The sequence below is a fragment of the Rhizorhabdus histidinilytica genome (assembly GCF_900167915.1).
GTDB classification, from domain to species: Bacteria; Pseudomonadota; Alphaproteobacteria; order Sphingomonadales; family Sphingomonadaceae; genus Rhizorhabdus; species Rhizorhabdus histidinilytica.
Genome location: NZ_FUYM01000001.1, coordinates 642,097 through 655,157, shown reverse-complemented (window position 1 = coordinate 655,157; position 13,061 = coordinate 642,097). Strand labels below are relative to the sequence as shown.

At 67.4% G+C, this 13,061-nt stretch carries 12 protein-coding genes; all 12 read left to right on the top strand.

Annotated features, from left to right (window positions below):
- Nucleotides 1-46: 46 nt before the first annotated feature.
- The 12 genes from B5X82_RS03125 to B5X82_RS03070 all read left to right on the top strand — a co-directional run bounded on the left by B5X82_RS03125 (nucleotide 47) and on the right by B5X82_RS03070 (nucleotide 13,038).
- Complete coding sequence (locus B5X82_RS03125; RefSeq protein ID WP_079646553.1) at nucleotides 47-1,189, top strand: serine hydrolase domain-containing protein; 1,143 nt, start codon at nucleotides 47-49, stop codon at nucleotides 1,187-1,189.
- Nucleotides 1,186-2,781 (top strand): GMC family oxidoreductase, encoded by a 1,596-nt coding sequence (locus B5X82_RS03120; protein WP_079646552.1) that lies wholly within the window; start codon nucleotides 1,186-1,188, stop codon nucleotides 2,779-2,781. Before B5X82_RS03125 ends, B5X82_RS03120 begins: the two co-directional genes overlap by 4 nt.
- A 40-nt stretch (nucleotides 2,782-2,821) precedes the next feature.
- A complete protein-coding gene (locus B5X82_RS03115; protein ID WP_079646551.1) occupies nucleotides 2,822-3,460 on the top strand; it encodes a TetR/AcrR family transcriptional regulator in 639 nt (212 codons plus the stop codon).
- 54 nt (nucleotides 3,461-3,514) lie between these two features.
- A complete protein-coding gene (locus B5X82_RS03110) occupies nucleotides 3,515-4,756 on the top strand; it encodes a cytochrome P450 (RefSeq protein WP_079646550.1) in 1,242 nt (413 codons plus the stop codon).
- 4 nt (nucleotides 4,757-4,760) lie between these two features.
- Nucleotides 4,761-5,078: a 2Fe-2S iron-sulfur cluster-binding protein gene (locus tag B5X82_RS03105; RefSeq protein WP_079646549.1), complete on the top strand. Its 318-nt coding sequence runs from the start codon at nucleotides 4,761-4,763 to the stop codon at nucleotides 5,076-5,078.
- 3 nt (nucleotides 5,079-5,081) lie between these two features.
- On the top strand, nucleotides 5,082-6,074 hold the full coding sequence (locus tag B5X82_RS03100) for an SDR family NAD(P)-dependent oxidoreductase (protein ID WP_079646548.1): 993 nt from the start codon (nucleotides 5,082-5,084) through the stop codon (nucleotides 6,072-6,074).
- Between the two features lie 23 nt (nucleotides 6,075-6,097).
- Nucleotides 6,098-7,318, top strand: a complete 1,221-nt coding sequence (locus B5X82_RS03095; RefSeq protein WP_079646547.1) for a cytochrome P450 — start codon at nucleotides 6,098-6,100, stop codon at nucleotides 7,316-7,318.
- A 27-nt stretch (nucleotides 7,319-7,345) separates the two neighbouring features.
- Nucleotides 7,346-7,879, top strand: a complete 534-nt coding sequence (locus tag B5X82_RS03090) for a MarR family winged helix-turn-helix transcriptional regulator (RefSeq protein ID WP_079646546.1) — start codon at nucleotides 7,346-7,348, stop codon at nucleotides 7,877-7,879.
- Between the two features lie 75 nt (nucleotides 7,880-7,954).
- Nucleotides 7,955-9,250 (top strand): cytochrome P450, encoded by a 1,296-nt coding sequence (locus B5X82_RS03085; RefSeq protein WP_079646545.1) that lies wholly within the window; start codon nucleotides 7,955-7,957, stop codon nucleotides 9,248-9,250.
- Between the two features lie 20 nt (nucleotides 9,251-9,270).
- On the top strand, nucleotides 9,271-10,119 hold the full coding sequence (locus B5X82_RS03080) for a metal-dependent hydrolase (protein ID WP_079646544.1): 849 nt from the start codon (nucleotides 9,271-9,273) through the stop codon (nucleotides 10,117-10,119).
- Nucleotides 10,120-10,124: 5 nt separating this feature from the next.
- Nucleotides 10,125-11,234 carry an epoxide hydrolase family protein gene (locus B5X82_RS03075; RefSeq protein WP_079646543.1) on the top strand — a complete coding sequence of 370 codons (1,110 nt, stop codon included), beginning with the start codon at nucleotides 10,125-10,127 and terminating at the stop codon, nucleotides 11,232-11,234.
- A 70-nt stretch (nucleotides 11,235-11,304) separates the two neighbouring features.
- Nucleotides 11,305-13,038, top strand: a complete 1,734-nt coding sequence (locus B5X82_RS03070) for an N-acyl-D-amino-acid deacylase family protein (RefSeq protein ID WP_079646542.1) — start codon at nucleotides 11,305-11,307, stop codon at nucleotides 13,036-13,038.
- Nucleotides 13,039-13,061: the final 23 nt, after the last annotated feature.

Here is a 13,061-nt window from a genome sequence, read left to right as displayed (position 1 = left end):
TAAGTGGGGCGAACGGAAGAGACGAGGCCAGAGGGAGAGGCGCGATATGGCGGTGGCGAACAAGGTCAACGAGGCGGTGCAGCGCACGCTCGATTCGCTCGTCGCCGACGGGCGCGAGATCGGCGTGCAGGTCGCGGCCTGGGTCGGCGAGGAGCAGGTCGTCGATTGCTGGGCGGGCATCGCCGACCCCGAGACCGGCCGACCGGTCGATGGCGACACCCTGTTCAACGTCTATTCGGTGTCGAAGGCGGTGACGGCCACGGCACTCCATATCCAGGCCGAACGAGGCCTGGTCGATTATGATGCTCCTGTAGCCACTTACTGGCCCGACTTTGCACAGGCCGGCAAGGGCGACGTCACTGTTCGCCACGTTCTCGGTCATGTCTCCGGCGTGCTGCGCATGCCGCCCGACGTCACCCCCGAGCTGATGACCAACTGGGACTGGATGTGCGGCCGCATTGCCGAGATGCCGGGCGCCTATCCAGCCGGCAGCCGTTCCTCCTACCAGTCGATGACCTTCGGCTGGCTGGTCGGCGAGGTGGTCCGCCGCACCGATCCCAAGCGGCGCCCGTTCGGCCAGTTCGTCCGCGAGGAGATCGCCGAGCCGCTGGGCGCGACCGACCTGTGGTTCGGCATTCCCGCCGAGGTCGAGCCGCGCATCGCCCGGCTCGACGCCGTCGCCGTCTATGTGATGCCCGACGGCAACGCGATGCGAGAGGCGCAGCCGCTCGTCGTCGACCTGATGCCCGATCCGTTCGAGCGTCCTTATGTCCGCCGCGCCTGCATCCCAGCGGTGGGCGGCATCTTCAACGCGCGCAGCGAGGCACGTTTCTGGGCGATGCTCGCTAATGGCGGGCAGCTCGGCGGCGTCCGCCTGCTGTCCGAGGAACGGGTGGCGAGCTTCGCCGGCCCGCGCCCGCATTTCGACGATGCCGATCCGGTATTCTTCGGCATGAAGGTGCCGATCGGCTGGGCGGGATTCTGGCTGGGCGGCGCGGAGGCCCCGCCCGTCTCCAGCCCGCGCAACATGCGCGCGCTGTGTCATCCCGGCATGGGCGGATCGATCGGCTGGGCCGATCCCGACCGCAAGCTCGCGGTCGCCTTCTGCCACAACCGCATGTTCGACACGATCGAGATCAACCAGGACAGCCGCACCTTGATCGGCGATGTGATCCGGGCCGCGCTGTGAGCTGGGATTACATCATCGTCGGCGCCGGCTCGGCCGGCTGCGTCCTGGCCGATCGGCTGTCCGTCAATCCGGCGAACCGGGTGCTGCTGCTGGAGGCGGGGCCCGAGGACCGCAGCCCCTTCATCCACATGCCGCGCGGTGTCGCCAAGCTCTACACCGATCCGCGCCACGTCTGGTATTTCCAGACCGAGGCGCATGACGACGTGCCGTCCGAGACCTGGATCCGCGGCAAGATGCTCGGCGGCTCCTCCTCGGTGAACGGGATGATGTATTTCCGGGGCCAGCCCGAGGATTATGACGGTTGGGAGAAGCTCGGCGCCAGGGGATGGGGCTGGAGCGCGATGGGTGCGGCCTTCCGCGCGATCGAGCGGCACGAACTGGGCGAGGACGAGGTGCGCGGCGGCGGCGGCCCGCTCGGCATCAGCGTCGAGCGCGAACGGACCCCGCTGACCGAGGCGTTCATCGCCGCCGGCGAGCAGATGGGCCTGCCCCGCGTCGAGGATCTCAACCGGCCCCGGCAGGAGGGCGTCGGCTACGCCACCCGCACCATCTGGAAGGGCCGCCGCCAGAGCACGGCGCAGACCTTCCTCAAGCAGGCGCGCGGGCGGCCCAACCTGCGCGTCGTCACCGGCGCCACGGTCGACCGCATCCTGTTCGACGGCCGCCGCGCGATCGGCGTCGCTGCGACGGTCGGCGGCGCGCCACGGCGCTTCGACGCGGAGGGCGAGGTCATCCTTTCCGCGGGATCGCTAATGTCGCCGCAGATCCTCCAACGCTCGGGCGTCGGCAATGCCGCGCATCTCCAGGCGCTCGGCATCGCCCCGGTGGTCGACAGCCCCGGCGTGGGCGAGCATCTGCTCGAGCATCGGCTGATGATGATGCAGTTCGACATCAGCGTGCCGCACAGCCACAATCCCCAGCTTCGGGGCCTGCGCCTCGCCGCCAACGTCCTGCGCTACTATCTCAATCGATCGGGGATGATGGCGGTGGCCTATGGCACGGTCGGCGCCTTCGCCAGGGTGCTGCCGGAATCCGAGACATCGGACATCGAGATATTGTTCTCGCCTGCGGTGGCGATGCCTGACGACAAGGGCAACATGGTCGTCGATCGCGCCCACAGCGTCCAGTTGTTCGGCTATCCGCTGCGGTCGCGCAGCGAAGGCTGGGTACGGATCGCATCGGCCGATCCGAACCAGCCGGCGCAGATTCACGCCGGCTATCTGACCGATCCCTATGACTGCGCTGTCACCGTGGCGATGCACCGCTACATCCGCGAATGGATGCACCAGCCGGCGATCGCGCCGATGGTGATCGGCGAGCGCGAGCCGAGCCGCTCGATGCGGACCGACGAGGAGATTCTCTCCGCCTTCCGCAGCCAGGGGCAGGCCGGCTACCATGCCTGCGGGACCTGCCGGATGGGCGATTTCGACGATGCCGTGCTCGATGAGAAGCTGCGCGTGCGCGGCGTCGACGGGCTACGCGTCGTCGACGGCTCGATCATGCCGACCATGGTTTCGGCCAACACCAACGGCCCGATCATGGCCGCAGCCTGGCACGCCGCTTCGCTGATCCTCGAAGGACGCAACCGCTAGTGCGCTGGACTCGGCCCTCGCGAGACGGTCTAAAGCGGCCATGAGCAACGCCGCGATCGACGCCGCCCCCGAGCCCCGCACCCGCCGCCGCCGCCGCACCCGCGAGGACGTGGTCGAGCGCATCCGCGCCGCGGCGCGCGAGCTGTTCGCCGAGCGCGGCTATGCCTTCGCGACGACCAAGGAGATCGCCCGTCTCGCCGACGTCAGCGAGACCCTGCTGTTCCGCTATTATGGCGACAAGGCGACCCTGTTCGACGAAGTGGTTACGGCGCCTTTCAACCGGCTGATGGAGGATTTCGTCGCCCTCCACCCCGACCCGCGCGACCCCAACCGGGACGCCGATGCGCGGCGTTTCGTCCGGGCCGTCTACACCCTGTTCGAGCAGAACCAGGAGATGTTCCGCGCGCTGCTGTTCCAGATGCCGGCCGACGGCCGGGCACAACCCGCCCTGCCCTTCGGCGGCCTCGACAATTTCTTCGAGAAATCGACCACCTATGCCGCCCAGGACGGCGCGACCCGCGCCGATACCGCGATCGCGGTGCGGCTGGGCTTCGGCATGATCGCCTCGGCGGTGCTGTTCCAGCCGATGCTGTTCCCGCCACACACCGACCGCGAGGCGCTGATCGCGGCGCTCGAGCAAATGATCGCGGATATGATGTGGCGGGGCCGCTCCGATTGACAGCGGCGACGGCGCACTCTTATGTAGTGACCACTTCATATAAGGTGGTGAGCGATGGAGAGCGCCGTCCGGATCCAGGAGTTCGACGATCCGAACTATGATCCGTTCAATTCCGACGAGATCAATTTCGGCGATCATGCCGATCCCTATCCGCTGATCGCGCGCTGGCGCGCCGAGGCGCCTGTGATCGAGGGCGGCTATCGCCCGCTGATGGGCCTGCCCGCGGCGCTCTACCCCGACCGCAAGATGTTCACCGTCGTCGGATCGAGCGAGGTGAACGAGGTGCTCACCGATACCGATCGCTTCTCCAACGCGGGCTACAAGTTCAACCTGGGCGTCACCTTCGGCCAGGGCAGCATCAGCACCATGGACAATCCGGAGCATGGCCGCTGGCGCCGGATCTTCCAGAAGATATTCCTGCCCCAATATGTGAAGAAATGGGGCGAGACGATCGTCGACCCCGTGGTCCACGGGCTGATGGACAAGTTCCTGCCGCTCGGCCACGCCGACCTGATCGAGCAGTTCACGCTGCGCTATCCGTTCGAGGTCATCTACCACCAGCTCGCCCTGCCCGAGGAGGACGTCCACACCTTCCAGCGGCTCGCGCTCGGCCAGACCGACTATGTGAACCATGAGAAGGCGATCGAGGCGGGCCGCAAGCTCGGCGACTATTTCACCGCGCTGGTCGAGGAGCGCCGGCGCGATCCGGGCGAAGATCTCGTCAGTTTGCTGGCGCTGACCGAGGTCGACGGCGAATATCTGCCGCACGAGGTGCTGATCTCCTTCCTGCGCCAGCTCATGAACGCGGCTGGCGACACCACCTATCGCGGCACCAGCATCCTGCTGACCGCGCTGCTCGAACATCCCGACCAGATGGAGGCGATCCGCGCCGACCGCGGGCTTATCCCGCAGGCGATCGAGGAGGCGTTGCGTTGGGACGGGCCGGTGGCGGTGCAGATGCGGATGGCGGCGGTCGACACCGAGCTGGCCGGCGTCGCCATTCCGGCCGGGTCGCTGCTGGACGTGGTTGCGGGCGCCGCCAACCGTGATCCGGAGATCTACGCCGATCCCGATCGCTTCGACATCTTCCGCGATCGCAAGCCCCATTTCGCTTTCTCGCGCGGGCCGCACATCTGCGTCGGCCAGCATCTGGCGCGGGTGGAGATGACCCGTGCGCTGCATGCCGCGCTCGATCACCTGCCGGGGCTGCGCTTCGATCCGGACAAGGCGCCTCCGCAGATCCAGGGTTCGATGATGCGTGTACCCAGGCATCTCTACGTCCGTTTCGGAGACTGACCGCATGCCGACCATCCTCGTCACCACCCGTGACGGTCAGGAACTGAGCCTCGAGGCCGACAACGGCCTGTCGCTGATGGAGGTGATCCGCGACGGCGGCGCCGACGAGCTGCTGGCGCTGTGCGGCGGCTGCTGTTCCTGCGCAACCTGCCACGTGAAGGTGGAGCCCGCCTTCCTCGCCAAGCTACCGCCGATGAGCGAGGACGAGAGCGACCTGCTCGACAGCTCGGACCATCGCGACGAGACCTCGCGCCTGTCGTGCCAGATCACCATCGACGACGGCCTCGCCGGCCTGCGCGTCGCCATCGCGCCGGAGGATTGAGCCATGGCCGGGGATATCCGCTTCGACGGCCGCGTCGCCGTCATCACCGGCGCCGGCAACGGGCTCGGCCGCGACTATGCGCTGGAGATCGCGCGGCGCGGCGGCGCGGTGCTGGTCAACGACCTGGGCGGCAGCGGCGCCGGCCTCGGCGCGTCGCACAACGCCGCCGACGCGGTGGTGGACGAGATCCGCGCCGCGGGCGGCAAGGCAGCCGCCAGTTACGACAGCGTCGCCACCCGCGCCGGCGGCGAGGCGATCGTCGCCGCCGCGGTCGAGGCGTTCGGCAAGGTCGACATCGTCATCAGCAATGCCGGCTTCCTGCGCAACGCGCGTTTCGAGGATATCGACGACGCCCGGCTCGACGCGCTGGTCGACGTCCATCTGAAAGGCGCCTTCTACGTCGCCCAGCCCGCCTATCGGATCATGCGGCGCAACGGCTATGGCCGTTTCGTCTTCACCGGATCGGCCAGCGCGATGTTCGGCCATGCCTGGCAGGCCAACTATGCCGCCGCCAAGGGCGGGCTGATGGGGCTGAGCCATATCGTCGCGATCGAGGGATCGGCCTATGGCATCACGTCCAACCTGCTCATGCCGACCGCCCAGTCGCGGCTGATGGCCGAGATGGACGACGGTTTCATGGAGATACCGGACTTCGCCCGGTCGGTGCAGGAGGCCGATTATTCGGCGGTGCAGGACCGGCTGCTGCCGGCGTTCAACACCCCCCTCGCCCTCTACCTCGCCAGCGAGCGGTGCCAGGCGACCCACGGCATCTTCAGCGCCAATGGCGGCCGCTATGCCCAGGTGCTGATCCAGGCGACCCAGGGCTGGATTTCCCCGGCAGGCTCCGACGCGCCAAGCGTGGAGGATGTCGCCGAGCAGTTCGACCGGATATGCGACGCCACCACGCTGCATCGGCCGATGACCGTCTATGACGAGTTCAACGCCGTCGCCGCCGCCGCGCGCGAACGCGACGCGGCCGCCATTCCCGCCGCCTGACGCCGAGATCGGAGGAGCATTCGATGCAAGACGTGATGGAAAGGACGCTCGCCCCCCGGCCGGAGCATGTCCCGGCCGAACTGGTCCGCGATTTCGACCTCTACGACATCCCCGGCGCCGCCGAGGACATCCAGGCCGCCTATCGCGCCATCCAGCAGGCGTCGCCCGACATCTTCTGGACGCCGCACAATGGCGGCCACTGGGTCGCCACGCGGGGCGAGGACATCGTCGAGATGCAGCGCGACTATAACCGCTTCTCGCACCAGCATATCGTGCTGCCGCCGATGCCGGACGCGCCGCGCCAGATTCCGCTGGAGATGGACCCGCCCGAGCATGCCCGCTATCGCCGCCCGCTGATGCAGGCGCTGCTGCCGTCGATCGTCTCCGAGCTGGAGTCGAAGGTACGGCAGGTTGCGATCGATGCGGTGGAACGGCTGCTGCCGCGCGGCGAGTGCGAGTTCGTCGAGGATTTCGCCAAGGTCCTGCCGATCCACGTCTTCCTCGAGTTGGTCGAGCTGCCGCTCGACGACAAGGCCTATCTGCTGGCCCTCGCCGAGGATTCGGTGCGCGGGCGCGATGCCGAGACACGCGGCCGATCGCAGCAGCTCATGGGCGCCTATCTGCTCCCCTGGATCCGCGCGCGCCGCGAGATGCCGGGCAACGATCTGCTCAGCAAGCTCGTCAACGTCGACATCGGCGGCGAGCGCATCTCCGAGGCCGAGGCGACCTCCTACGCCACGCTCGTCCTGTTCGGCGGGCTCGACACGGTGGCCGGCATGATCGCGTTCATCGCCCGCTTCCTGGCCCAGAATCCCGAGCAGCGCCGCCAGCTCGTCGAGCGGCTCGACGACGACGCCTTCGTCAAGAACGCGATCGAGGAGATGGTCCGCCGCCACGGCCTCGCCAACACCGCGCGCGTCATCGCCAGCGACTTCGACTATAAGGGCGTCAGCTTCCGCGCCGGTGATCGCATCCTGCCCGCCAACCTGTTCGTCGGCGTCGACGACCGGATCAATCCCGATCCGCTGGTGGTGGACTTCTCGCGTGAGAAGCCGGTCCACGCCGCCTTCGGCAACGGCGCCCATGCCTGCCCCGGCGCGGTGCTCGCCCGGCGCGAGATCCGCATCTTCCTGCAGGAATGGCTGAGCCGCATCCCCGACTTCCGGATCAAGCCGGGCACCCGGCCGGTGCTGGCGACCGGCATGGTCAATGGGGTGCTGCGGCTGGAACTGGTCTGGCCCTGATCGCCGGCCGGTGGCACAACCGCCGCCATGCCCAAGAAACCGATCGAGGAGCTGGAGGCCGGCCGCGACTATTATGCGCGGCTGCTGCCCGAACTCGACGTCGAATATTTCGCGACGATGTGGCACCTGTCGACGGTCGGCCACCTCGTTGCGACCGATCTCGACCGGATAGCCCGCAAGCTCGGCTACAGCTTCGCCGACGTCCATCTGCTCGGCAGCCTCGGCCGTGATCGTCGCCGCGCACTGCGGGCGACCGATCTCACCTCGATCCTCTATGTCTCCAACGCCGTGCTCTCGACGCGGGTGGCCCGGCTGGAGAAGGACGGCCTGCTGGTCCGCGAACGGTGCGACGACGACAAGCGCGCCTTCGAGCTGCACCTGACCGACAAGGGCCGCACGCTCATCAAGGATGCGATATGGCTGATCGCCAGCGAGGCGAAGATCGTCCAGCTGTTCCGCCGCCTGGCGACCGCCGACCGCGAGGCGTTGAGCCGGATTCTCGGCGAGATGCACGAACAGCTCGACCGCGATTTCGTGGGCGTGCCCCACAGCGATGATTAGGACCCTAAACAATTCGCCGTTCAATTGGCGGCCCGGCCCGGCGTAAATTTCCCGCACCAGATAATGGAGGACGGGATGACGGGTGCGGCGCAGGCCAGGCCACGCGACGAGGTGGTTGAACGGCAGCTCAAGACCAGGGCCGATCACGCCTTCGATCCGCTCGATCCGGAGACGGTGCGCAATCCCGGTCCGGCCTATTCCGAGCTCGCCGCCAAATGCCCCTTCTACCATTATCAGGGCGACGAATATCAGTTCTACATCACCAGCGATTACAAGGAGATCCGGGACAAGGTCCTGTCCGATAATCCGGTGTGGTCGTTCAAATGGGGCGACGGACCGATCGACTGGGCCGAGTTCAGCGATTTCGGCATCCTGACCGATCCGCCCTTCCACCTCGAATATATCGCGGCGCTGCGCAAGGGCATGACCCCGTCACGGATGAAGTTCTACCAGCCCGAGGTCGAGGCGATCGCCGAGGAACTGGTCGCCGGTCTCGAGGCGCGCGCCGACAAGAGCGGCAATTTCCATGACCTGTTCGCCCTGCCGCTGCCCGCGCGCACCATGTGCTTCATGCTGGGCGCCGATCAGGCGATGTACGCCGACTACAAGCGCTGGGCCGACGAGCTCCAGTCGCTGCTGTTCAACGACAAGAACCCGGCCGCAGAGCAGTCGCTGATCGCCGAGATCATGCCGCACTTCATGGGCCTGATCGAGGAGCGCAAGACGCTGCTGCGCGACGCCGGCATCGACGATCCGACCCATGAGCATTGGGGCACGGTGCTGCCCTTCGACTATATCTCGCTCGGCCTGGTCAGCCGGGTCGAGGGGCGGCGCTTCAACGACCAGGAACTGTTCCAGATCTGCACCGCCTTCCTGACCGGCGGGCAGGAGACAACCACCAGCCTGCTGACCAACGTGGTGTGGCGGCTGCTGGAAAAGCCGGAACTGTGGGAGCAGCTCAAGGCCGATCCCGACCTGGTCGAGAACGCGATCGAGGAGAGCCTGCGCTTCGATCCGCCGATCAACTCGCATTTCCGCACCAGCCTGTGTCCGGTGACGATGCACGGCGCCGAACTGCCCGAGCGCAGCAAGCTCATGTTCTCGATGATGGGCGCCAACCGCGATCCCGCCATCTTCGAGGATCCCGACACGTTCAGGATCGATCGCCCGCTCAACCAGGTGAAGCGCCATCTCTCCTTCGGCTATGGCGTCCATTTCTGCCTGGGCGCGCCGATCGCCCGGCTGGAGGCGCAGATCGGCCTGCGAAAGCTGGTCGAACGGCTGCCCCACCTGCGCCTGACCGGCGAGACCGAGCGGATCGATAGCTGGATGTACTGGGGCCGCCGCCGGCTCCCGGTCGCCTGGGGCTGAGGGCAACGAGGAGAGGACCGATGAAAGCCCGTATCCCGAAGATCGATTATTCGCATGTCCGCCCGCACTGGGCACCGAACCGCGAGTTCGCGCATAACGTCAACGCCTCCTCGACGATCCCGGTGTTCGTCGAGCCCTGGCTGATCAAGGTGATGAACAAGGCCAAGGCGGTGCTGCCGGCCAGCGAGACCCGACTCCATGCGGCGATCGACATCTTCATCGCGCAGGAGGCCCAGCATTATCGCCAGCATGCCGGCTTCAACCGCCACATCCGCGAGGCCTATCCCGAGATCGTCGAGCATGAGCAGCGGATCGAGCGCGAATATCAGGAGATGCTCGACCATCGCTCGCTGAAATATTGCCTCGCCTATTCGGAGGGGTTCGAGGCACTGGGCTCGCTCGGCGCGGTGATGTGGTTCGACAAGTACACGCCCTATCTGGAGGGCGCCGACTATGAAGCCGTCGCGCTGTGGAAATGGCACATGGCCGAGGAATATGAGCATCGCGAGGTGTGCTTCCAGCTGTTCCGCGCGCTCTACGCCCGCAGCCTGTGGGGCCGCTTCTGGAACGGCTGGCTCTATCGCTGCTACGGCTTCGTCCGCACGGTCCGCCATCTCGGCGCCTATACCAACCGCGTCGCCCAGACGCTGATCGACGCCGATCGCCGGTCGATGACACCCGAGGAGGTCGAGCGCTCCAAGGCGCGCGTGAAGCAGTTCCAGGCGCATATGCGGAGCACTGCCGGGGCGGAAATCCTCAAGATCTTCTCGCCCTTCTACAACCCCGCCCGCCGGCCCGAGCCGCACGGCATGGCCGACTATCTCAAGCGGTTCGAGAAGGGCGGCGACATGGGCCGCGTGGCGGCCTGACGGCGATGGTCACCCCTTTCCGCATCGACGTCCCGCAGGCGAAGCTCGACCGCATCGCCGCCCGGCTCGCCCTGTCCGAGGTCGGCTACGCGCCCGAGGACGACGCCGACTGGCGCTACGGCACCGACGCGCGCTGGCTGGCCGGGCTGCTCGATCATTGGCGGACCCGCTACGATTGGCGCCGCTGCGAGGCCGCGCTCAACCGGCTGCCCCATTTCCGCACGCGGATCGACGGGATCGACATCCACTTCATCCATGTGCGCGGCGCCGGGCCGGCCCGCCCCTTCCCGCTGCTCCTGACCCATGGCTGGCCGGGATCGGTGCTCGAATTCCTCGGCGTGATCGAGCCGCTGACCGCAATGGGCTTCGATCTCGTCATCCCGTCGCTGCCCGGCTACGGCTTCTCGCCCCGGCCGCCCCGGCCGATCGGGCCCGCCGGCGTCGCCCGGCTGTGGCGCAAGCTGATGACCGAGGCGCTCGGCTATCCGCGTTTCGGCGCGCAGGGCGGCGACTGGGGATCGGCGGTGACCGCCGCGCTCGGCGCCGAGCATGGCGACGTGGTGAGCGCGATCCATCTGAACCTGTTCATGGCGCCGCCCGCGACCGAGGGCGACGATGCCGAGACGACCGCCTATCGGCAGAAGCTGTCGGCGATCCAGCTCCGCGAATCCGCCTATATGATGGAACATGCCACCAAGCCGCAGACGATCGGCCTGGCGCTGGCCGACACGCCGATCGGCTTCGCCGCCTGGGTCTGCGAGAAATTCCACGGCTGGGGCGACACCGGCGGCGACATAGAGAGCCGCTTCTCCAAGGACTGGCTGCTCGACAATATCATGACCTATCTGGTCAACGACGCGGTGCAGTCGGCGATCTGGATGTACCATACGATCTTCACCGAGGCGCGGCCCGGCAAGCGGATCGGGGTGCCGACCGGCCTCGCCCTCTACCCCGCCGAGTTCATGCCCTATCCGCCGCGCAGCGCGGCCGAACGCGCCTTCAACGTGGCCGACTGGCGGGAGATGAAGGCGGGCGGCCATTTCGCCGCGCTGGAGGAGCCGGCCGCCTTCGCCGACAATGTCGGGCGCTTCTTCGCGCAGATATCACAGGGCTGAAGGCTGGCGCCGCGCGTTTGTCGCGCGGCGGACGTGGGAATAGGCTTGGCGCGACATGAGGAGTGGACAGATGGCTGAGTTCGATATCGTCATCCGCGGCGGATCGCTGTTCGACGGCACCGGCGGCGAACCTTTCACCGCCGACGTGGCGGTCAAGGATGGGCGGATCGTCGCGGTCGGCGCGGTCGAGGGAAAGGGCGCCGAGGAGATCGACGCGCGCGGCCGGATCGTCACCCCCGGCTTCGTCGACGTCCACACCCATTATGACGGCCAGATCACTTGGGAGAACCGGCTTGCGCCCTCGTCCGACCATGGCGTGACCACGGTGGTGATGGGCAATTGCGGCGTCGGCTTCGCTCCCGTGAAACCGGGCGACCATCATCTGATGATCAAGCTGATGGAAGGCGTCGAGGACATCCCCGAGGTGGTGATGGCCGAGGGCGTGCCGTTCAACTGGGAGAGCTTCCCCGACTATCTGGACGCACTCGACAAGCGGGAGAGCGATATCGATTTCGCCGCGCAGCTCCCCCACTCGCCGCTCCGCGTCTACGTGATGGGCGAGCGCGGCGCGCATCTGGAGCCGCCGACCGAGCAGGACCTGGCTGAAATGCGGCGGCTGACCGCCGAGGCGATCGAGGCCGGCGCGCTGGGGGTCACCACCTCGCGCAGCTACGCCCACCGCTTCCGCACCGGCGAGCTGGCGCCGTCGGTGCCGACCGAGGACCAGGAGGTGCTGGCGCTCGCCGCCGGCCTCCGCGACGCCGGCAAGGGCGTGTTCCAGATGGTGCCGAGCTACGACGTCACCGCGCGCCAGCGCTTCGACCTGCTGCGCGACATCGCGAAAACCTCGGGCCGGCCGGTCTCCTTCACCTTCATGCAGACGCCGCAGACGCCGGGCGACTGGCGCGAGACGCTGGCCGACCTGGAGCAGGCCAACAAGGAAGGGCTGGAGATTCGCGGGCAGGTGATCCCGCGCCCGACCGGCGGCCTGCTCGGGCTGGAGCTGTCGCTCCATCCCTTCGCGCTGAACCCCAGCTTCCGCGAGATCGAGAATCTGCCGCTCGACCAGAAGGTCGCCCGGATGCGCGATCCCGAATTTCGCAAGCGGCTGATCTCCGAATCGCCCGAGGATCCGCAGCCCTTCTTCAAATTCATCGTATCCGATCTCGACTGCCTGTTCGTGCTGGGCGATCCGCCCAACTACAATCCGCGCGCCGAGGACAGCATCGCCGCCAAGGCGCGCGCGCGAGGGATCGATCCCAAGGAGTTGATCTACGATGCCTTGCTCGAACGCGACGGCCATGAGGTGCTCTACCGGCCGATGGGCAATGCCGAGGGCGACAAGTTCGAAAGCTCGGGCCGCAACCTGATCAAGCACCCCTATACGGTGCCGGCGCTGGGCGACGGCGGCGCGCATTACAGCATGATCTGCGACGCGGCCTACACCACCTATTTCCTGACCTACTGGGTCCGCGACGCTGAGCCCGACCGCCGCATCGAACTGCCCTATGCGATCCGCAAGCTCGCCTACGAGCCGGCGCAGACGGTGGGCCTCAACGACCGCGGTCTGATCAAGCCCGGCTACAAGGCCGACCTCAACGTGATCGACATGGACCGGCTGCACCTCCATGCGCCGCATGCGAGCTACGACTTGCCGACGGGCGGGCGGCGGCTGTCACAGCGCGCCGACGGCTATGAAGCGACGATCGTCAGCGGCGTGGTCACCTATCGCAACGGCGAGCCGACCGGCGCACTGCCCGGCCGCCTCGTCCGCGGCGGCCGCTCCGCCCCCGTCGCCGCCTGACCGACCGAACCGAAGGAACAGCC

Coding starts and splice junctions, on each gene's coding strand:
- B5X82_RS03080 (WP_079646544.1), top strand. CDS start 9,271: ATGAAAGCCCGTATCCCGAAGATCGATTATTCGCATGTCCGCCCGCAC.
- B5X82_RS03095 (WP_079646547.1), top strand. CDS start 6,098: ATGCAAGACGTGATGGAAAGGACGCTCGCCCCCCGGCCGGAGCATGTC.
- B5X82_RS03090 (WP_079646546.1), top strand. CDS start 7,346: ATGCCCAAGAAACCGATCGAGGAGCTGGAGGCCGGCCGCGACTATTAT.
- B5X82_RS03125 (WP_079646553.1), top strand. CDS start 47: ATGGCGGTGGCGAACAAGGTCAACGAGGCGGTGCAGCGCACGCTCGAT.
- B5X82_RS03100 (WP_079646548.1), top strand. CDS start 5,082: ATGGCCGGGGATATCCGCTTCGACGGCCGCGTCGCCGTCATCACCGGC.
- B5X82_RS03105 (WP_079646549.1), top strand. CDS start 4,761: ATGCCGACCATCCTCGTCACCACCCGTGACGGTCAGGAACTGAGCCTC.
- B5X82_RS03070 (WP_079646542.1), top strand. CDS start 11,305: ATGGCTGAGTTCGATATCGTCATCCGCGGCGGATCGCTGTTCGACGGC.
- B5X82_RS03075 (WP_079646543.1), top strand. CDS start 10,125: ATGGTCACCCCTTTCCGCATCGACGTCCCGCAGGCGAAGCTCGACCGC.
- B5X82_RS03115 (WP_079646551.1), top strand. CDS start 2,822: ATGAGCAACGCCGCGATCGACGCCGCCCCCGAGCCCCGCACCCGCCGC.
- B5X82_RS03110 (WP_079646550.1), top strand. CDS start 3,515: ATGGAGAGCGCCGTCCGGATCCAGGAGTTCGACGATCCGAACTATGAT.
- B5X82_RS03085 (WP_079646545.1), top strand. CDS start 7,955: ATGACGGGTGCGGCGCAGGCCAGGCCACGCGACGAGGTGGTTGAACGG.